Origin of the sequence: Pseudomonas sp. PDNC002, assembly GCF_016919445.1 — a bacterium.
Taxonomy (GTDB): Bacteria; Pseudomonadota; Gammaproteobacteria; order Pseudomonadales; family Pseudomonadaceae; genus Pseudomonas.
Map to the genome: position 1 here is coordinate 3,179,631 of NZ_CP070356.1, position 19,535 is coordinate 3,199,165.

Sequence of the window (19,535 nt, forward strand, 5' to 3'; positions counted from 1 at the left end):
TCAATCCAGCCCGCTGACGTCCAGCTCCTTGGGATACTCGACGCTGAACTTGAAGGTCGTGCTGCGCTTCTCGCCGGGTTTCAGCTGCCAGTCCCACAGCAGCTTGCCGTCGTCTTCGCGCTTGGCCTCCTGGCCTTCGGGCTCCAGCAGGGCCACCTTGATCTGCTCGTTGCGCGAGACCGGAAGCTGGTCCTTGAACTGCAGGTGCTGCTCGGTCTTGTGGTTGTTCTGCGCGTCGATGCGGAACTCGTAGGTGATGCGCTTGCGGCCGCCGGTGAGGCCGGTGTAGTCGGTGTAACGGTTGACCAGCTTGCGCTTGATCGACATGGCCTCGTCGCCGCCCAGCGCCAGCTCGAAGGTCTCGCCCGGCATCACCGTGCGCAGCTGGCCGCTGGCGACGAAGGTGTTGCCCAGGTAGGTGTTGAGCGTGCCGGGCAGCAGCGGATAGTCGCTGGCGTTGCGGGTGTCGGCCTGCAGGTAGGCGGCTTCGCGTAGCGATGGCGTGGCCAGGTAGCGGAAGGTTGCCGGCAGCTTGAACTGGGCGATGGAAACCTTCTGCGAGCTGCCATCGCTGTTGAGCGTGGCGCGCGCCGGGATGTGGAAGGACGCGCTGGTCATGGCGCCGCTCACGTCGGCGACGGCAACGGGCATTTCCGTCATGGCGTCGACCAGTGCTTCGTCCTTCATCTCGAAGTTCTGCACCTTCTTGGCTTCCATTGCCATCATCGGTGCGGCGGGCGCGGGCATGGCGCTGGAGTCAAGCATCTTGCGGCGGTCCATGGCGGTATCCACGATCCATGGCGACAGGGCCGGCACGGCGCTGCCCAGATTGGGCCGCGCGGTGGACAGGGTGAGGTCGACGTCGGTCCAGTCCTCGCCGCTGCTCTGCCGGACGATGCCCTGGTAGGTCATCTCGATCTTGTCCTCGCCGTCGCGCAGGCGGGCGTCGTAGGCCGGGCGCCAGGAGGCGTCGTAGAGCGTGTAGCTCAGCTGCAGGCGGACCTGCGCGGGCTTCTCCAGCGCCACGCGGAGGATGGCCCGCTTGTAGTGGGTGCCGTCACCGGCCAGGTGGCTGCGCTGGTTCCCCAGCTCCTGCTTGCGCTGTTGTAGCTCCTCGCCCTGCTGGTCGAGCTTGCGTTGCTCGTCGAGGATGCGCCCCAGGTTGCCCTCGCTCATCTGCAGCAGGTTCTTCAGTTCGTCGATGCTCGGCAGGGTCTGGTTCTTGCCCGGCTTTGTGCTGCTGGCCTGGATGTCGGCGAGGAACTGCTTCTGGTTTTCCAGCACGCTGCCACGGTCGCTGATCTCGCGTTCCTGCCGCTCGATGTCGCGCAGCTGCGCGTCCAGCAGTTGCAGGCGATTGTCCTGCGAAGGCGGCGATACCTGCGGCGCGCTGCTGACGTCGAGCAGGGTGGCGGCGGCGCTGGCGCTGAGCGAGGCCTGCAGGCTGTTGTCGTCGATGCGCAGGGGCAACTGCTCCACGGCGATCTCATGCTGGCCGGCGGGCAACTGCAGAGTAGCGGTGCGGGTGACGATGGCGCGGTCGGTGTAGACCGTGACCGCGCTGATGCGGCTGTCAGCCACCTGCGGTGCCGCCAGCAGCGGGGTACTGGCCAGCGCGCCGGCCATGGCGAGGATCAGTGGGTGGAGTCGAAAGGGCATGTGCTCACCTCGGGGCCTGGAAGGCGACCGGCACTGCGGAACGCCACCATGGCGTCCGTCCATGGCGCTTGTGACGAAGAGAGCACAGGCAACGGGTTGAGCCTGGGTGAATTCATGCCGCGATGGGCGACGAACGGTTACCTGGGGTCAGCCGCTGGCAGTGTCATCCGCCCTTGGGAACAGCGCGTTGCCGCAGCGCGAGCAGAACGCCGCTTCGGCCTCGTGGCTGGCCTTGGCGCAGGCCGGGCAGGGCTTGTCCAGTTGCCCTGGCGGGCGCTCCTGGCGCATGGCGTTGTGCAGTTCGGCGCTGAAGATGCCGGTGGGTACCGCGATGATCGAGTAGCCGGTGAGCATTACCAGGCTGGCGATGGCCTGGCCCAGCGGTGTCTTCGGGGTGATGTCGCCGAAGCCCACGGTGGTCAGGGTGACGATGGCCCAGTAGATGCCGCGCGGGATGCTGGTGAAGCCGTGCTCCGGGCCTTCGACCACGTACATCAGCGAGCCGAACACCGTCACCAGGCTCATCACCGAGACGAAGAACACCGTGATCTTCTGCTGGCTGCCGCGCAGCGCGGTGAGCAGGAAGTCGGCCTGGCGCAGGTACTGGCGCAGCTTGAGGATGCGGAAGATGCGCAGCACCCGCACGATGCGGATCACCAGCAGGTACTGGGCGTTGGGGTAGAAGATGGCGATCACCCCCGGCAGCACCGCCAGCAGGTCCACCAGCCCGTAGAAGCTCAGGGCGTAGCGCAACGGCTTGGGCGAGCAGTACAGGCGCAGCAGGTACTCGATCAGGAACAGGCCGTTGATCACCCACTCGATGTCGCTGAGCAGGCCGCCGTAGGCGTTGCTGATCTCGTCCACGCTGTCGAGGATCACCACCAGCAGGCTGGCGAGGATGACGATCAGCAGCGCGCTGTCGAAGCGCCGGCCGGCGACCGTGTCGGACTGGAAGATGATGACGTAGAGGCGCTGGCGCCAGCTTTGGGTGTCGGCCATGGATGAATCCGCGAAACGGGTTCAGTCACCTTAGCCGAGATGCGGCGGGGCGGCTGGTGCCGCCCCACCGGGAGGATCAGGCGCGCTCGGTCGCCTGCTGCTCGTCGACGTCGCCTTCGGCCATGCAGGCCGCGGCGGTGAACAGCACGTCGGTGGAGGAGTTCAGCGCGGTCTCGGCCGAGTCCTGGAGGATACCGATGATGAAGCCGACCGCCACCACCTGCATCGCCACTTCGCTGGAGATGCCGAACAGGCCGCAGGCCAGCGGGATCAGCAGCAGCGAGCCGCCGGCCACGCCGGATGCGCCGCAGGCGCAGATCGAGGCGACCACGCTGAGCAGGATGGCGGTGGGCAGGTCCACGGCTATCCCTAAGGTGTGTACCGCCGCCAGGGTCAGCACGCTGATGGTGATGGCGGCGCCGGCCATGTTGATGGTTGCGCCCAGCGGGATCGACACCGAGTAGGTGTCCTCGTGCAGACCCAGGCGTTCGCACAGCTGCAGGTTGACCGGGATGTTGGCCGCCGAGCTGCGGGTGAAGAAGGCGGTGATGCCGCTCTCGCGCAGGCACATCAGCACCAGCGGGTAAGGGTTGCGACGGATCTTGGCGAAGACGATCAGCGGGTTGACCACCAGCGCCACGAACAGCATGCAGCCCAGCAGCACGGCCAGCAGATGCAGGTAGCCGAGCAGGGCGTCGAAGCCGGATTCGGCGATGGTGCCGGCCACCAGGCCGAAGATGCCCAGCGGGGCGAAGGCGATGACGACGCGGACGATCAGGGTGACGCCGTTGGCCATGTCATCCAGCAGGTCGCGAGTGGTCTGGCGAGCGTGGCGCAGGGCAATACCCAGGCCGATGGCCCAGGCCAGAATGGCGATGAAGTCCGCCTCCAGCAGCGCCTTCACCGGGTTGGTGGTGACGCTGAACAGCAGCGAACGCAGCACTTCGCCGATGCCACCGGGCGGGGCGAGTTCGCTGCTGGGCGCATGCAGCACCAGGTTCGACGGGAAGGCGAAGCTGGCGATCACCGCAACTACCGCGGCGGAGAAGGTGCCGATCAGATAGAGCATCAGGATCGGTCGGATGTGGGTGCGCTGGCCCTGCTTGTGGTTGGCGATGGAGGCCATCACCAGTACCAGCACCAGGACGGGTGCCACGGCCTTCAGCGCGGAGATGAACAGCTTGCCGAGCAGGCCGACCGCCTGCGCGCCTTGCGGCCAGAGCACGGCGAGGGCGATGCCGCAGAGCATGCCGATGAAGATCCGCAGGACCAGGCTGGTGCCCTTGAGCCGCTGCAGGAGAGTGGGAGAGGGAAGCGTCATGACATCGTTCGCTGCGTTGAGTGGGATCGCACCGGAAGCCCGGAAGCGAAAGGGCGCGGATTATGCCGTCTGGAGGCGGCAAATGCGCGGCTACCCGTCGATTGATCGGTCGAGTTGTGCTTCTTCAGGTGTCAGGTCGCAGTCTGGACGGCTGTGCGTGCGCCGGCATTGATCCATGCCGGTCACGTCGGAGAAAGCTGGATTTCAGCCTAGGTCGGCGAAGGATTCCGGGTCCAGGTCGATACCGGCGACGCGCTGCACGGCGCCGCGCATGGTCACCTGGAAGTCGTCGTCGACGCGGATGTGCAGCAGCCCACCGGCCAGGTGCAGCTCGATCTGTTCGTCGCACAGGTCTAGCCTGCGCGCCACCGAAGCCGCCGCACAACTGCTGGTGCCGGAGGACAGCGTGTAGCCGGCGCCGCGCTCCCAGATTTCCACGCGCAGCGCATCGCGGGCTAACCACTGGACGAACTGGACGTTGGTGCGCCGGGGGAACAGCGGGTGGTTTTCCAGCAATGGGCCGAGGCGGTGGGCCAGCTCGGGGCTGGTCTGTTCGACGAAAACCACGCAGTGCGGGTTGCCCATGGAAACGGCGCTGATCTCCAGCGCGAAGCCGTCGATTTCCAGCGGATAGCTCAGCGCCTCGGGGGCATCGACCAGCACCGGAATCCTTGCACAGGCGAACTCGGCGCGGCCCATGGACACTTCCACGGTGCGGCCTTCATCGGATACCTGGCTGGTGACCGTGCCGCCGGCGGTGACGATGTCGAACGGCTGGTCTGCGACCAATCCGCAATCCCATAGATAGCGGGAGAAGATGCGCAGGCCGTTGCCGCTCTTCTCCGCTTCCGAGCCGTCCGGGTTGAGGATGCGCAGGCCGAAGGCGCTGTCGCTGTGATTCGCCAGCAGGATGCCGTCGGAGCCGATGCCGAAGTGGCGGTCGCAGACCCGGCCGATCTGCGCCGGCGTCAGGGCAAAGGGCGCCTTGCCGGCGTACACCAGATAGTCATTGCCCAGCGCCTGGTATTTCACGAAGTGCATGGTCGCGGTCCGTCGCCAGTGGAGAGGCCCTGACTATACACGCGGCCCGGTGCGTTCCGTTCCCTGGCTCAGCAGCGCCTCCAGCACGCGCTGGCCGAGGATCACCAGCCAGCAGGCGAGGATGAACGGCGCGGTGAAGGCGGGCAGGCCGACCAGCGCGAAGCACGGTTGCAGGAGCACCGCCAGGAGGATGCCGCACAGCGGCGCCAGGGGGCTGCGGAAGCGCAGCGACAGGGCGATACCGGCCAGCGCACCGTTCAGGCCCAGCAGGCCGGCCTGGGCCGAGGCGGCAGGCAAGTCGAACAGCGGCGCGATGGCCAATGCGCCCGCGGCACCGACCAGCGCCCAGAACGCGGCGCGACGATCCGCCAGCAGCAGGCCGAGGGCGATGGTCAGGCCGGCGAGCGGTTCTCCGAGGAAGATCACCTCGCCGAAGCCCAGGGTCGTCGAGTCCAGCAATGGATTCACCGTGCCGCAGGACAGGCAGGCGGTCGCGGCCGCTGGCGCGAAGCCAAGGGCCTTGCCCAGCGCCACCGACACCCAGCCCAGCAGCACGAAGGCCGAGGTATAGGCGGGCAGGCCGAAGCGCTGGCGTGACTGCCGCAACAGCACGGCCTGCACCGCCACCGAGGTGAGGATGGCAGCGATGGTCAGCATCACCAGCCCCAGCGACCACTGGAACACGAAGGGCAGCAGCAGGCCGATGAGTATCGGGCTGTAGTCGTGCAGGCCGGCGTCGATGTCCGCTTGCGGCTCGCGCACGAAGCGCGCGGTGAGCGGGCCGAGCAGGGCGCCCAGCAAGGCGCCGGGCAGCAGCTGCGGTGCGGACCAGGCGATGGTCAGCAGGAGGATCAGGCCGAAGCGTGCGTCAGCCTGCAGGTAGATCTGACCGAAGCCGATCAGCCGGGCGCGGAGCTGATGTTTCCAGGAAAGGGGATTCAGGTGCATGTGGGTACAGGGCAGGTTAAGTGGGGCTCCGCAGCGCTTCGGTAGGTGTGGGGCATCGAGGCCCCATCGACGAGCAGTGCGTGAGCATTCTGTGACGCCGCCATACGGGACCGCGCCACGGGGTTGGAAAAAGAAAAGAGGCTGCCGGCGGGATCGCCGCCAACAGCCTCAAAGTTCCATGGCCAGCATTGGGAGTTGCTGCGTGGGGGCCATGGACCGACAAGCATTTGGTGCTCAAGCATTCAATATCAAGGTCAAACCCGGACGGACGGGGACGCGGCCCCGTATTCCCGGCCCCGTCCGTCCGGGAGTGACTCGGTGCGGAGGCACGCGCGTTGGCGTGGCTCCTGAACTCGGTGTTTCTTCTGGCAGCCTGCTTTCCCTCACCCCAGCCCTCTCCCAGGGGGAGAGGGGGCAGATCGGTGTGGCTGTCAGGTTGGTGCTGTCCGGTAAGTCCGCGCAGCACCGTTATTTCAATGAGCGCCTTATCCTGCCGTCGCTCCGGACGGCCCCCTCTCCCTCCGGGAGAGGGCTGGGGTGAGGGCGCTCTTGTCGTTTTAAAAGTTAAGCCTGCAACGCCGGCGCCACCGTCTCGATCCGCAGCATGTTGGTACTACCCGGCTGCCCGAACGGCACGCCGGCAGTGATCACCACGGTGTCGCCACGGCGCGCCATGCGCTGGGCCAGGGCGATGTCCAGGGCGGTAGAGCAAATCTCGTCGACGTGGGCGAGTTGCGCGTTGACCACCGAATGGACGCCCCAGGCCACGGTCAGGCGGCGGGCGGATTTCAGTTGCGGCGTGAGGCTGAGGATCGGTGCCTTGGGCCGCTCGCGGGAGGCGCGCAGGGTCGAGGCACCGGACTCGGTGTAGTTCACCAGCACGGCCACCGGCAGGATGCGGCTGATCCGGCGGATCGCGCAGCTGATGGCGTCGGAGACGGTGGCGTCCGGCTCCGGGCGGTTGATCTCCAGCGTCGCCTGGTAATCCGGTTCGGCTTCGACCTGGCGGATGATCTTCGCCATCATCTCCACCGCTTCACGCGGGTACTGGCCCGAGGCGCTCTCGGCGCTGAGCATCACGCAGTCGGCGCCTTCGCTCACGGCGTTGGCGACGTCGGTCACTTCGGCGCGGGTCGGCGCCGGGGAGAAGCGCATGGATTCGAGCATCTGGGTCGCCACCACCACCGGGCGGCCGAGCTGGCGGCAGACCTGGATGATGCGCTTCTGGATACCCGGCACGCTTTCGGCCGGCATCTCCACGCCAAGGTCGCCACGGGCGACCATGATCGCGTCGGACAGGCGAGCGATGGCTTCGATGGACTGCACCGCCGAAGGCTTCTCGATCTTGGCCATGAGGAACGCTTTGTCGCCGATCAGCGCGCGGGCTTCCTCGATATCTTCGGGACGCTGCACGAAGGACAGCGCCACCCAGTCCACGCCCAGCTCCAGGCCGAACGTAAGATCTCGGCGGTCCTTGGCGGTCAGCGGGCTGAGCTTGAGCACCGCTTCCGGGACGTTGACCCCCTTGCGGTCGGACAGCTCGCCGCTGTTCATCACGCGGGTCTCGATGGCATCGCTGTGGGCGTTGAGCACCTGCAGACGAATCTTGCCGTCGTCCAGCAGCAGGCTCATGCCCGGTTCCAGCGCCTGGATGATTTCCGGATGGGGCAGCATGACGCGCTGGGCATCGCCCGGTGCGTCGTTGAGGTCGAGGGTGAAGGTCTGGCCCTTCTCCAACTGGACGGCGCCATCAGCGAAACGGCCCACGCGCAGCTTCGGCCCTTGCAGGTCCATGAGGATGCCGATGGGGTAGTTCAGCTCGGTTTCCACTTCGCGTACCCAGGCGAAACGCTGGGCGTGGTCGGCGTACTCGCCGTGGCTGAAGTTCAGGCGGAACAGGTTGGCGCCGGCTTCCACCAATGCGCGGATGTCGTCGCGGCTTTTGATCGCCGGGCCCAGGGTCGCCAGAATCTTTACTTTTTTATCCGGAGTCATAATCAGGCTCGAATCAGGTGATTTCGTGGCCGCGTTGCTGGGTCAGCGTTCGCCAGGCTAGACGCGGAATGCAGCTAATGGTGTTCCCTTTGCAAATTCCGCAACGACGCATGGCGAACGCTGACACGCAACCCGAAGGGACGGGGCCAGCTTGTCGCAGTGCAGCGTTGCTCGTCGGTCATTTGGAATCACCAAATCTCTCTCCTCGCGCCTCGCCCTGCGACAAGCTGGCCTCCGTCGCGGTCGACGAAATCACCTGATTCGAGCCTGCATTCTCGAGGACCAGGATGGCGCGGAAGTCGTTGACGTTGGTACGGGTAGGCTTGGTGATCACCAGGTCGCCCAGTTCGGCGAAGAAGCCATAGCCGTTGTTGTTGTCGAGCTCGTGCAGCGGATTCAGACCGGCCTTGAGGGCGCGGCTATAGCTGCACGGACTCATCAGGGCACCGGCGTTGCTTTCCATGCCGTCGATGCCGTCGGTGTCCCCCGCCAGGGCCCAGATGTTCGGTTCACCTTTCAGGTCGGCGGTGAGGCTGAGGAGAAACTCGGCATTGCGTCCGCCGCGGCCATTGCCGCGCACGGTCACGGTGGTCTCGCCACCGGAGAGGATCAGGCACGGCGCCTTCAGCGGCTGGCCGTACTTGCGAACCTGCCGGGCGATGCCGGCGTGGACCTTGGCCACTTCGCGGGACTCGCCTTCCAGGTCGCCCAGGATCAGCGTGGGGATGCCAGCGGCTTCGGCCTTGGCAGCCACCGCGTCGAGGGCATGCTGGGGCGTGGCGATCAGCTTGAAGTGGCTGCGCGACAGGCATTCGTCGCCGGGCTTTACCGTTTCCGAACGCGGGTCCTCCAGCCAGGCGCGCACATTCGCCGGGACGTCGATGGCGTAGCGCTTGAGGATCGCCAGGGCGTCGGCGGAGGTAGTCGGGTCGCCCACGGTGGGACCGGAGGCGATCACCGTGGCCTCGTCGCCGGGCACGTCGGAAATCGCGTAGGTGTATACGCTGGCCGGCCAGCAGGCGCGGGCCAGGCGGCCGCCCTTGATGGCGGAGAGGTGCTTGCGCACGCAGTTCATTTCGCCGATGGCGGCGCCGGATTTCAGCAGGGCCTTGTTCACGCTGCGCTTGTCGTTGAGGCTGATGCCTTCGGCCGGCAGGGCGAGCAGGGCGGAACCGCCGCCGGAGAGCAGGAAGATCACCCGGTCGCTCTCGCTCAGGCCGCTGATCAGCTCCAGCACGCGACGGGCAACACGTTCGCCGGCGTCGTCCGGTACCGGGTGCGAGGCTTCCACCACTTCGATGCTGCGGCACTGCGCGCCGTAGCCGTAGGGCGCGACTACCAGGCCTTCGACCTGGCCGTTCCAGTGTTGCTCGGCGACTTCGGCCATGGCCCCGGCGGCCTTGCCGGCGCCGATGACGATGGTGCGGCCACCTCTATCGGTGGGCAGGTGCTGCGCCAGTACCTGGGCCGGATGCGCGGCGGCAATGGCAGTGTCGAACAGCTCGCGCAGGAAGGCGCGTGGGTCCAGGCTCATGACAGGCTCCCGTGATTCTTGTTGTGGTGTATCCATGGCTCAATCTCCTTGGCAAAGGAGACTCAGCGATGGATTCGAACGCCCCGGCCGGCAAGGCCGTGATTCCCACCGGCCGGGTGTTCGAGTCGCTTTGCAGCATGGCGGGCGACGCCACTCCCATAACCTCGCCCGTCACCTTGCTCCGTGGCGGATAACGCCGTTGGCGTTATGCGCCCTACGTTGGAGTTCTTCGTAGGGCGCATAAAGCGGAACGCTTTATCCGCCGCCTCTCAATCCTTGCGGATAGAGAAGTTGGCCATGTGCTCCAGGCCCTTGATCAGGCCGGAGTGGTCCCAGTTGCTGCCGCCGATGGCCGCGCAGGTGCTGAACACTTGCTGGGCGTTGGCGGTGTTGGGCAGGTTCAGGCCCAGTTCGCGCGCGCCGGCCAGGGCCAGGTTGAGGTCTTTCTGGTGCAGGCTGATGCGGAAGCCCGGATCGAAGGTGCCCTTGACCATGCGATCGCCGTGCACTTCGAGGATGCGCGAGGAGGCGAAGCCACCCATCAGCGCTTCACGCACCTTGGCCGGGTCCGCGCCATTCTTGGCGGCGAACAGCAGGGCTTCGGCGACGGCCTGGATGTTCAGCGCGACGATGATCTGGTTGGCCACCTTGGCGGTCTGGCCATCGCCATTGCCGCCGACGCGGGTGATGTTCTTGCCCATGGCCTGGAACAGCGGCAGGGCGCGTTCGAAGGTGTTCGGGCAGCCGCCGACCATGATGCTCAGGGACGCGGCCTTGGCGCCGACTTCACCGCCGGACACCGGGGCGTCCAGGTACTGCGCGCCAGTGGCCTTGATCTTCTCGGCGAAGGTCTTGGTGGCGGTGGGGGAGATCGAGCTCATGTCGATCACCACCTTGTTCGGGCCCACGCCTTCGGCGATGCCGTCCTTGCGGAACAGCACGTCTTCGACCTGCGGGGTGTCCGGGACCATCACGATGATGAACTCGGCTTCCTGGGCGACTTCCTTCGGGTTGGCCAGGCCGATGGCGCCGGCTTCGACCAGAGCGGCAGGCGCTGCGTCGTGGTGGGTGGAAACGAAGATCTGGTGACCGGCTTTCTGCAGGTTCTGCGCCATGGGCAGGCCCATGATGCCGGTGCCGATGAATCCGATTTTGGCCATGAGGAATTCTCCTGGTTGTTCTTGTGAGGCTGGCTGGCGCGGTGCGTACCCACCGCGCCAGCGAGTGGATTGCTACGGGTTTGGCATCAGCCGGATGGCTAGGCGGGGCGCCGAAGACAGTGCTCTTGCACGGCGAGGCGATCCAACGACGTCATGCGGCCGAGGACAAATCCGTATCAGATGACGTTGTGGCTCTTCAGCCAGCCGAGGCCGGCTTCGGTGGTGGTCTTGGGCTTGTATTCGCAGCCGACCCAGCCGCGGTAACCGACGCGGTCCAGGTGGTCGAACAGGAAGCGGTAGTTGATCTCGCCGGTACCCGGCTCGTGGCGGCCGGGGTTGTCGGCCAACTGCACGTGGTTGATCGAGGCGAGGTTCTTCTCGATGGTCCGCGCCAGGTCACCTTCCATGATCTGCATGTGGTAGATGTCGTACTGCAGGAACAGGTTGGCGCTGCCGACCTTCTCGCGGATGTCCTGGGCCTGCTTGGTGGTCTGCAGGTAGAAGCCGGGAATGTCGATGGTGTTGATCATTTCCATGACCAGCTTGATGCCCGCGGCTTCGAGCTTGCCGGCCGCGTACTCCAGGTTGTTCAGGAAGGTGTTCTCGATGGTCGCGCAGTCATAGCCCTGCGGACGGATGCCGGCCAGGCAGTTGACCTGGGTGTTGCCCAGGACCTTGGCGTAGGCGATGGCCTTGTCGACACCGGTGCGGAATTCCTCGACGCGGTCCGGGTGGCAGGCGATGCCGCGCTCGCCTTTCGACCAATCGCCCGCCGGAAGGTTGAACAGCACTTGCTCGAGCTTGTTGGCGTCCAGGCGGGCCTTGATCACCTCGGCCTCGACGTCATACGGGAAGAGGTACTCGACACCGCTGAAACCGGCGCGTGCGGCGGCGTCGAAGCGGTCGAGGAAGTCCACCTCGGTGAACAGCATGGACAGGTTGGCGCAGAAACGGGGCATTGTTTGACTCCTTGATGGCATGTCGCACGAACAGCCCCCTCTCCCTTCGGAGCGGGGCGCGCAGCCAGGGTTGGGGAGAGGGCGTCACCGCGCGCTCCCGAGTTCGGTCCAGCTAATCAGTCCAGCAGCGAGATGGCGGTGGGCGCGTCGACGCCTTTCAGAGCCAGCTCTTCGAACTCGTTGACCGCGTTGATCTCGGTGCCCATGGAAATGTTGGTGACACGCTCCAGGATGACCTCGACCACCACCGGTACACGGTGCTGCTGCATCAGCTCGCGGGCCTGGGCGAAGGCCGCGCCGATCTGGTTCGGGTCGGATACGCGGATCGCCTTGCAACCCAGACCTTCCACCACGGCGACGTGGTCGACGCCATAACCGTTGAGCTCCGGCGCGTTGACGTTCTCGAACGCCAGCTGCACGCAGTAGTCGATCTCGAAGCCGCGCTGTGCCTGACGGATCAGGCCCAGGTAGGAGTTGTTCACCAGTACGTGGATGTACGGCAGGTTGAACTGCGCACCGGCGGCCAGCTCTTCGATCATGAACTGGAAGTCATAGTCGCCCGACAGTGCGACGACCTGACGGCTCGGGTCGGCCTTGACCACGCCCAGCGCTGCCGGAATGGTCCAGCCCAGCGGGCCGGCCTGGCCGCAGTTGATCCAGTGGCGCGGCTTGTACACGTGCAGGAACTGCGCGCCGGCGATCTGCGACAGACCGATGGTGCTGACGTAGCAGGTGTCCTTGCCGAAGAACTCGTTCATCTCTTCGTAGACGCGCTGCGGCTTGACCGGCACGTTGTCGAAGTGAGTCTTGCGCTGCATGGTGCGCTTGCGCTCGCGGCAGGATTCGACCCAGGCGCTGCGGTCCTTGAGCTTGCCGGCGGCTTTCCATTCGCGGGCCACTTCGAGGAACACGTCCAGGGCGGAGCCCGCGTCGGAGACGATGCCCAGGTCCGGGGTGAATACGCGGCCGATCTGGGTCGGTTCGATGTCCACGTGGACGAACTTGCGGCCAGCGGTATAGACGTCGACCGAACCGGTGTGGCGGTTGGCCCAGCGGTTGCCGATGCCGAACACCATGTCCGATTCCAGGACGGTGGCGTTGCCGTAGCGGTGCGAGGTCTGCAGGCCGCACATGCCGGCCATCAGCGGGTGATCGTCGGGGATGGTGCCCCAGCCCATCAGGGTCGGGACCACCGGCACGCCGGTCAGCTCGGCGAATTCCACCAGCTTGTCGGAAGCGTCGGCGTTGATGATGCCGCCGCCGGCGCAGATCAGCGGACGCTCGGCGTCATTGAGCAGGGCCAGGGCCTTCTCGGCCTGGGCGCGGGTGGCCTTGGGCTTGTTCACCTGCAGCGGCTCGTAGGCGTCGATGTCGAATTCGATCTCGGCCATCTGCACGTCGAACGGCAGGTCGATCAGCACCGGGCCGGGACGGCCGCTGCGCATTTCGAAGAAGGCCTTCTGGAAGGCGTAGGGCACCTGGCCCGGCTCCAGCACGGTGGTCGCCCACTTGGTGACCGGCTTGACGATGCTGGTGATGTCCACGGCCTGGAAGTCTTCCTTGTGCATGCGCGCACGGGGAGCCTGGCCGGTGATGCAGAGGATCGGGATGGAGTCGGCGGAGGCCGAGTACAGGCCAGTGACCATGTCGGTGCCGGCCGGGCCGGAGGTGCCGATGCAAACGCCGATGTTGCCGGCGTTGGTGCGGGTGTAGCCCTCGGCCATGTGCGAGGCGCCTTCCACGTGGCGGGCCAGGACGTGATCGATGCCACCGAGTTTCTTCATGGCCGCGTACATGGGGTTGATGGCGGCGCCCGGTACGCCGAAGGCGGTATCGACACCTTCGCGACGCATGACGAGTACGGCAGCCTCGATTGCTCTCATTCTGGCCATATTTTGTTCCTCGGTTCTTATACTGATTGTGTACAAAAGTTGAGGCGATTCTAGGCAGGCAATTCGACGAAGGTCAAGACGGGTTGTATACGAGGGACTGAATGGTCATTTTTCTATGAAAGCGCTCTATTACGGGTCTTTTGACTAAAACCTGAACGTAGGGTCAAACCATCGTTTGAAAAAATGTATACAAAAATACATGCAGATTGTCCTTTTCAGTTGCTTTGGGTGAGACCTTCGGCTACTAGATTGCGTACAGATTTCTGATACGCGTGTGTGCAGCATTCATCTGTGCGCACAGCGTGACCCGGCTTATCACCCTTGAAGAGGAAAACCTCATGACCACCCTGAGCCTGGAAACCGCACTGGACATCACCCGTCACGCCCTGGTCGCCAGCCGCGAGCTGTCCACTGCGCCGCTGACCATCGCCGTGCTGGACGCCGGCGGGCATTTACTGAGCCTGCAGCGCGAGGACGGCGCGAGCATGCTTCGCCCGCAGATCGCCATCGGCAAGGCGTGGGGGGCGGTGGCGCTGGGCAAGTCGTCGCGCGTGCTGGCGGCGGACGCTCAGCAGCGCCCGTCGTTCATTGCGGCGGTGAATACGCTGGCGCAAGGCAATGTGGTGCCGGCGCCGGGTGGCGTCTTGATCCGCAATTCGGCGAACGAAGTGATCGGTGCCATTGGCATCAGCGGCGATGCGTCGGATATCGATGAGCAGTGCGCGATCCGTGGCGTGCAGGCGCTGGGGCTGGTCGCGGACGCGGGCTGATCGAAGGAGGGAAGGGCGCGCGCTATTGCGCGCCAGTCTGATATTTCTGCACCCGGGCCGCCCTCACCCTAGCCCTCTCCCAGGGGGAGAGGGGACCGTTCGGCGCAGGGAGAACCCATGGCATCAGCCGGTACGATCAGGTCCTCTCCCAAGGGGAGAGGGGACGGTTCGGTACAGGGAGAGCCCATGGCATCAGCCGGTACGATCAGCTCCCTCTCCCAAGGGGAGAGGGGGCGGTTCGGTGCAGGGAGAGCCCATGGCATCAGCCGGTACGATCAGCCCCCTCTCCCAGGGGGAGAGGGGGCCGTTCGGCGCAGGGAGAGCCCATGGCATCAGCCGGTACGATCAGCCCCTCTCCCAAAGGGAGAGGGGACGGTTCGGTACAGGGAGAGCCCACGGCATCAGCCGGTACGATCAGCTCCCTCTCCCAAGGGGAGAGGGGACGGTTCGGCGCAGGGAGGGCCCACGGCATCAGCCGGTACGATCAGCCCCCTCTCCCTGAGGGAGAGGGCTGGGGTGAGGGGTGACTCTGCGACGGACTTCCCGGAGAAGGCAGTTGCCTCTGCAACTGTGCTGTCCGCTCAGATCGACAACGGCCGCAAACGCCCCTGCGGCTTGTGCTCGTTGCCGTTGTCCGGCGCGGTACCGCGCAGTACCAGGCGGGTAATGGTCTCGGTGGCCGCCTCGAAGTCCGCATCGCTCAGGCTGGTCTTGCCGGTGACCATGGAGATCTGCCAGTCGAAATCGGCGTAGGTCTGGGTTGCCGCCCAGATGGTGAACAGCAGGTGGTGCGGGTCCACCGGCGCCAGCAGGCCGCGGTCGATCCAGCTTTGCAGGCAGGCGATGTTGCGCTGGGCCTGCGCATTCAGTTCGTCCAGATATTCCTTGGGCAGGTGCGGCGCCCCGTGCATCAGCTCGCTGGCGAACACCTTGGAGGCGTGCGGCAGCTCCTGGGAAATCTTCACCTTGGAGCGGATATAGGATCGCAGCGCCTCGCTCGGCTCGTCGTCCTCGCGGAACGGCGCGGACGCCTGCAGCAAGGGCTCCACCACGCTTTCCAGTACGCAGCGGTAGAGGTTTTCCTTGGACTGGAAGTAGTAGTAGACGTTGGGCTTGGGCAGCCCGGCGCGAGCGGCGATGTCGCTGGTCTTGGTCGCCGCGAAACCCTTCTCGGCGAATTCCTCGCTGGCTGCGCGCAGGATCAGGCGCCGGTTACGCTCGCGAATGCTGGTCATTGGCTGGTCTTCTTTCTTGTATTGCGTGGTCACCAAACTGAGCCGGGCATGGTAGCACCGGGCTCTTGAAGCCCTCAACTCAGGCGCCTGCAAGCATTTTCCTGACTCACGGGTCGGTTTTCTGTGTACAGCAGCGTAGTTCTGAGGTATTTCTAGCGCACTTTCGTTCGGCACCTGCCATCCGGAACCCCCATGTCCGATTCCCAGTTGGTCGACCCCTTCGGTCGACGCATCACCTACCTGCGCCTGTCGGTCACCGACCGCTGCGACTTCCGCTGCACCTACTGCATGAGCGAAGACATGCAGTTCCTGCCGCGCGACCAGGTGTTGAGCCTGGAGGAGCTCGAAGCCGTCGCCGACGCCTTCATCGGCCTGGGCGTGAAGCGCATCCGTATCACCGGCGGCGAGCCGCTGGTGCGCAAAGGCCTGACCAGCCTGCTGGAAAGACTGGGTGCGCGCCGGGAACTGGACGATCTCTCCATCACCACCAACGGTTCGCAACTGCGCGAGCGCGCGGACGAGCTGCGCGCTGCCGGTGTGCGCCGCCTGAATATCAGCTTCGACTCCCTGCGCCGCGAGCGCTTCGCCGCCTTTACCCGTTCCGACAAGCTGGAGCAGGTGCTGGACGGTATCGACGCCGCACGGGAAGCCGGCTTCGATCGCATCAAGCTCAATGCCGTGGTGCAGAAGGGCCGCAACGACGACGAGGTCTGCGACCTGGTGGAGTTTGCCCTGGCCAAGGGCATCGACATCAGCTTCATCGAAGAGATGCCGCTGGGCAGCGTCAGCAGCCACGAGCGCAAGCAGACGCTGTGCAGCAGCGACGAAGTCCGCGCGCAGCTCGCCGAGCGCTGGCAGTTGCTGCCCACGCCCGAGCGCAGCGGCGGGCCTTCGCGCTACTACCGCATCGACGGTTACGCCAGCCGCATCGGCTTCATTTCCCCGCACAGCCACAATTTCTGTGGCGACTGCAATCGGGTGCGGGTGACCGCCGAAGGCAAGTTGGTGCTTTGCCTCGGCCATGAAGGCGCGCTGGATCTGCGCCAACTGCTGCGCGAACACCCCGGCGACAGCGTGCGTCTGCGCGAGGCGCTGATGCAGGCGCTGCAGCTCAAGCCCGAACGCCACCACTTCGAAGCGGATCAGCAAGTGCAGGTGCTGCGCTTCATGAGCATGACCGGCGGCTGAGTCCGCCACGGCGGGTGCCCGGCCCGTCGGATAGAACAAAAACAACAGGTAACAAGGAGAGTCGTTTGAAGCTCAAGGCATTCTGCTGCGCGCTCGCCAGCATCCTTTCCACAGGCGCTTTGGCGCAGACCTATGTGGTCGGCGTCGAGAACCTTCCTTTCGCTCCGCACTACAGCACCGATGCGCAAGGCAATTACCAGGGCTTTGCCCGCGATGTGCTGGATCTGTTCGCCAGCAGCAGCGGCATCAGTCTGGAGTACCGTCCGCTGCCGGTGGATGCGTTGCTGCCGGCGCTGCTTTCCGGCGAGGTCGATCTCAAGTATCCCGACAATCCCGACTGGGCACCTGAGCAGAAGGCCGGTAAGACCCTGCGCTATAGCCAGCCAGTGACGCAGTACGTCGATGGCGTGCTGGTGGCTCCGGAACGGCTGGGGCAGGGCATCGGCGCGCTGAAGCGGCTGGCGCTGGTGGAGGGCTGGACGCCGCGGGGCTACGAGGCGCCGATCCAGGGCGGGCAAATCAGTCTGGCGCCGAGCGCCGATCTGCGGCAGATGATGCATGCCGCGCTGAAAAAGCAGGCCGATGGCGTCTACTTCAATGTGGTAGTCGCCACCTATTATCTGGACAACATCCGCGCCAAGCCCGGCGCGCTGGTGTTCGATCCTTCGCTACCGCACACCCGCAGCGCGTTTCACCTGTCCACCGTGAAGCAGGGCGAACTGATCCAGCGCTTCGACCGCTTCCTCGTCGACCACGCCAAGGAAGTCGCCGCGCTCAAGGCCAAGTATGGCGTCGAGGCGAGCCTGGACTCCGAGCACCTGGGTGTCGAGCAGTGGAAAGTGGATTTCCTCGAGCGCCAGAAAGCGAAACAGAAGTCGCCGTAACTCGCCTTCTTCCCTAGAATCGCCGCTGCCGTTTGCGCGCCAGCCGTAGGGAGGATGAAGTGCGCCGCGCTTTGTTCATCTGCAGTCGCAATCGTCTGCGCAGCCCCACCGCCGAAACCGTCTTTGCCAGCTGGCCGGAGGTCGAGACCGACTCCGCCGGGCTGGCGCCGGATGCGGAAGTCCCGTTGGGTGCCGAGCAGTTGGAGTGGGCCGATCTGATCTTCGTCATGGAGCGCCGGCAGCGCCAGGCGCTGCTGCGCCGATTCCCCGTGGCGATGCGCGGCAAGCGTCTGGTGTGCCTGGATATTCCTGACGACTACAGCTACCTGCAGCCGGAGCTGGTGCAGCTTCTCGAACGCAAGGCCGGACCTTTCCTGCGGCAGGAGCGAGCATGAACGAGATCCGCATTGCGCTTCGGGATGCAGTGCTGGTTTGCCCGGGTTTCCGTATCCAGGCTCAGCCCGAGCCTTCGCTGGAGATCGATGGCGACCTGCTCTGGGCGCTGGAGCAGTCGCAATGGTGCGAGCTGGCGGTATCGTTGGAAGAGCGCGACGGCGCGTTGTGGATCATGCCGTTGCCGCTTGCGCAGCAGGCAGGGTTCGATCCACAGCGTGTGATCGGCTGGCGTGGGGAGCCTGTGCGCATCGAGCAGCCTGAAGGCGTCGAGGATGCCGAGGCGGCCATCCATTGGTGGCGCGGTGGCGCAGTCGAGGATGTGCGCGGGCGGGTCAGCCACCATCCCTGGGGTCGCCTGCTGCGTCTCGAGGGGCCGGGGATCGGTCCGGAGCACATCCTCTTTCCCCGTGGTCACGGCTGTGTCTACCTGGGCCATCTCGATACGGACTGGCGCCGGGTGCGGATCGAGCCGGTCTCCTGAGTTCGCAACGCCCAAGATTTCCGGAACCGAAGCGGGAAGTACGCAGCCTAAATCTGCACCGTCCCAGCGAGGTGCTGCGCATGGCCACCGAAAAAACACCCACACGCGGCGCAGCCCAGTCGCGTGCGCGGAGCAAGGCGAAGGACTCCGCCGCAAAGCCCAAGACCGCACCGCGCACCCAGGCCCGGGAATCCAAGGCCGGTGGTGATACGGCGGACGATCTCTCCGCCGAAGAACGCCGCAAGGTCGAGAAGAGCCAGCCGCCCCGTGCGCTGGTGCTGCATGAAGTCATTCGCCTGCAAGGCAATCACGAACTGGAGCGCACCCTGGCAGCGCTGTGGTGGTCTGCGCTGGCAGCCGGCCTGACCATCGGCTTGTCGCTGATGGCGATGGGGCTGTTCCGATCGCGCCTGCCGGATCACGACATGGCAGTGATCACCACCAGCCTCGGCTACCCGGTGGGCTTCCTCGCCATCATCCTCGCGCGCCAGCAACTGTTCACAGAAAACACTCTGACGGCTGTGCTGCCGGTGATGAGCGAGCCGACCCTGGAGAAATTCGGGCAACTGCTGCGGCTATGGTCCGTGGTGTTGCTGGGCAATATCGTCGGCGCATTGCTGTTCGCCTACGGCATGCTGCACTTGCCGATCTTCGACACCAAGGCCGACCAGGCCTTCCTCGACATCGGTCGCGAGGTGATGGAGAACGACCATTGGCAGATGTTCTCCAAGGGCATCGTCTCCGGCTGGATGATCGCCACCATGGTCTGGCTGGTGCCGGCCGCGGAGAACGCCAAGGTGTGGATCATTTTCCTGGTCACCTACCTGATGGCGCTGGGCAGCTTCAGTCACATCGTGGTCGGCACCTGCGAAGTGGGATACCTGATGTTCGCCGGGGAGGTGGGCGTTGCGGCCTTCGTCATTGATTTCGCCCTGCCGACACTGGTCGGCAACATCGTCGGCGGCAGTCTGATCTTCGCGCTGATGAGCCACGCCCAGGTGCGCAGTGACTCCTCCGCGCCGCCGGAAAAGATCCCGAAAAAGAAAACGGCGCCCTGAGGCGCCGTTTTCCTG

17 protein-coding genes and 1 pseudogene are annotated in these 19,535 nt (G+C 65.3%); 7 read left to right on the forward strand and 11 right to left on the reverse strand.

All coding sequences use genetic code 11. The features are described from left to right. The 7 genes and pseudogenes from JVX91_RS14690 to JVX91_RS14720 form a co-directional block, all read right to left on the reverse strand. Positions 1–1,659 (reverse strand): mucoidy inhibitor MuiA family protein, encoded by a 1,659-nt coding sequence (locus tag JVX91_RS14690; protein ID WP_240201743.1) that lies wholly within the window; start codon positions 1,657–1,659, stop codon positions 1–3. Between the two features lie 147 nt (positions 1,660–1,806). Next, a complete protein-coding gene (locus JVX91_RS14695; protein ID WP_205339887.1) occupies positions 1,807–2,658 on the reverse strand; it encodes an ion transporter in 852 nt (283 codons plus the stop codon). Positions 2,659–2,734: 76 nt separating this feature from the next. Further along, positions 2,735–3,979 carry a serine/threonine transporter SstT gene (sstT, locus tag JVX91_RS14700; RefSeq protein WP_205339888.1) on the reverse strand — a complete coding sequence of 415 codons (1,245 nt, stop codon included), beginning with the start codon at positions 3,977–3,979 and terminating at the stop codon, positions 2,735–2,737. A 204-nt stretch (positions 3,980–4,183) separates the two neighbouring features. Beyond that, the gene (gene dapF, locus JVX91_RS14705; RefSeq protein WP_205339889.1) at positions 4,184–5,020 is read right to left on the reverse strand and encodes a diaminopimelate epimerase; all 837 of its coding nucleotides are present in this window, start codon (positions 5,018–5,020) and stop codon (positions 4,184–4,186) included. Positions 5,021–5,053: 33 nt separating this feature from the next. Next, positions 5,054–5,968 (reverse strand): urea transporter, encoded by a 915-nt coding sequence (locus JVX91_RS14710; RefSeq protein WP_205339890.1) that lies wholly within the window; start codon positions 5,966–5,968, stop codon positions 5,054–5,056. A gap of 564 nt (positions 5,969–6,532) precedes the next feature. Then, complete coding sequence (gene pyk / locus JVX91_RS14715) at positions 6,533–7,963, reverse strand: pyruvate kinase (RefSeq protein ID WP_205339891.1); 1,431 nt, start codon at positions 7,961–7,963, stop codon at positions 6,533–6,535. A 271-nt stretch (positions 7,964–8,234) separates the two neighbouring features. Beyond that, positions 8,235–9,497 (reverse strand): annotated as a pseudogene (locus JVX91_RS14720) (glycerate kinase); the annotation flags it as partial. A gap of 68 nt (positions 9,498–9,565) precedes the next feature. Between JVX91_RS14720 and JVX91_RS29130 the strand changes: the two are divergent. Continuing rightward, on the forward strand, positions 9,566–9,691 hold the full coding sequence (locus JVX91_RS29130) for a hypothetical protein (protein WP_275892387.1): 126 nt from the start codon (positions 9,566–9,568) through the stop codon (positions 9,689–9,691). Positions 9,692–9,766: 75 nt separating this feature from the next. Here JVX91_RS29130 and JVX91_RS14725 read toward each other — a convergent pair whose 3' ends face one another. The 3 genes from JVX91_RS14725 to gcl form a co-directional block, all read right to left on the reverse strand. Next, positions 9,767–10,657, reverse strand: coding sequence for a 2-hydroxy-3-oxopropionate reductase (locus JVX91_RS14725; RefSeq protein WP_024763150.1), 891 nt, complete (start codon positions 10,655–10,657; stop codon positions 9,767–9,769). Between the two features lie 176 nt (positions 10,658–10,833). After that, positions 10,834–11,616: a hydroxypyruvate isomerase gene (hyi, locus tag JVX91_RS14730; protein WP_205339892.1), complete on the reverse strand. Its 783-nt coding sequence runs from the start codon at positions 11,614–11,616 to the stop codon at positions 10,834–10,836. 116 nt (positions 11,617–11,732) lie between these two features. Beyond that, on the reverse strand, positions 11,733–13,508 hold the full coding sequence (gene gcl / locus JVX91_RS14735; RefSeq protein WP_205339893.1) for a glyoxylate carboligase: 1,776 nt from the start codon (positions 13,506–13,508) through the stop codon (positions 11,733–11,735). 338 nt (positions 13,509–13,846) lie between these two features. Between gcl and JVX91_RS14740 the strand changes: the two genes are divergently transcribed. Further along, the gene (locus tag JVX91_RS14740) at positions 13,847–14,278 is read left to right on the forward strand and encodes a heme-binding protein (RefSeq protein ID WP_205339894.1); all 432 of its coding nucleotides are present in this window, start codon (positions 13,847–13,849) and stop codon (positions 14,276–14,278) included. Positions 14,279–14,859: 581 nt separating this feature from the next. Here the strand turns inward: JVX91_RS14740 and JVX91_RS14745 are convergent. Continuing rightward, on the reverse strand, positions 14,860–15,513 hold the full coding sequence (locus JVX91_RS14745; protein ID WP_205339895.1) for a TetR/AcrR family transcriptional regulator: 654 nt from the start codon (positions 15,511–15,513) through the stop codon (positions 14,860–14,862). Positions 15,514–15,705: 192 nt separating this feature from the next. On the opposite strand from JVX91_RS14745, the gene moaA reads away from it, so the two are divergent. The 5 genes from moaA to JVX91_RS14770 all read left to right on the forward strand — a co-directional run bounded on the left by moaA (position 15,706) and on the right by JVX91_RS14770 (position 19,520). Continuing rightward, the gene (gene moaA / locus JVX91_RS14750) at positions 15,706–16,701 is read left to right on the forward strand and encodes a GTP 3',8-cyclase MoaA (protein ID WP_205339896.1); all 996 of its coding nucleotides are present in this window, start codon (positions 15,706–15,708) and stop codon (positions 16,699–16,701) included. Between the two features lie 65 nt (positions 16,702–16,766). Further along, positions 16,767–17,585 (forward strand): transporter substrate-binding domain-containing protein, encoded by an 819-nt coding sequence (locus JVX91_RS14755; RefSeq protein ID WP_205339897.1) that lies wholly within the window; start codon positions 16,767–16,769, stop codon positions 17,583–17,585. Between the two features lie 59 nt (positions 17,586–17,644). Then, positions 17,645–17,980, forward strand: coding sequence for a low molecular weight protein tyrosine phosphatase family protein (locus JVX91_RS14760; RefSeq protein WP_205334969.1), 336 nt, complete (start codon positions 17,645–17,647; stop codon positions 17,978–17,980). Then, complete coding sequence (locus tag JVX91_RS14765) at positions 17,977–18,462, forward strand: hypothetical protein (protein WP_205334970.1); 486 nt, start codon at positions 17,977–17,979, stop codon at positions 18,460–18,462. Before JVX91_RS14760 ends, JVX91_RS14765 begins: the two co-directional genes overlap by 4 nt. Before the next feature lie 80 nt (positions 18,463–18,542). After that, positions 18,543–19,520 (forward strand): formate/nitrite transporter family protein, encoded by a 978-nt coding sequence (locus JVX91_RS14770; protein ID WP_205334971.1) that lies wholly within the window; start codon positions 18,543–18,545, stop codon positions 19,518–19,520. Positions 19,521–19,535: the final 15 nt, after the last annotated feature.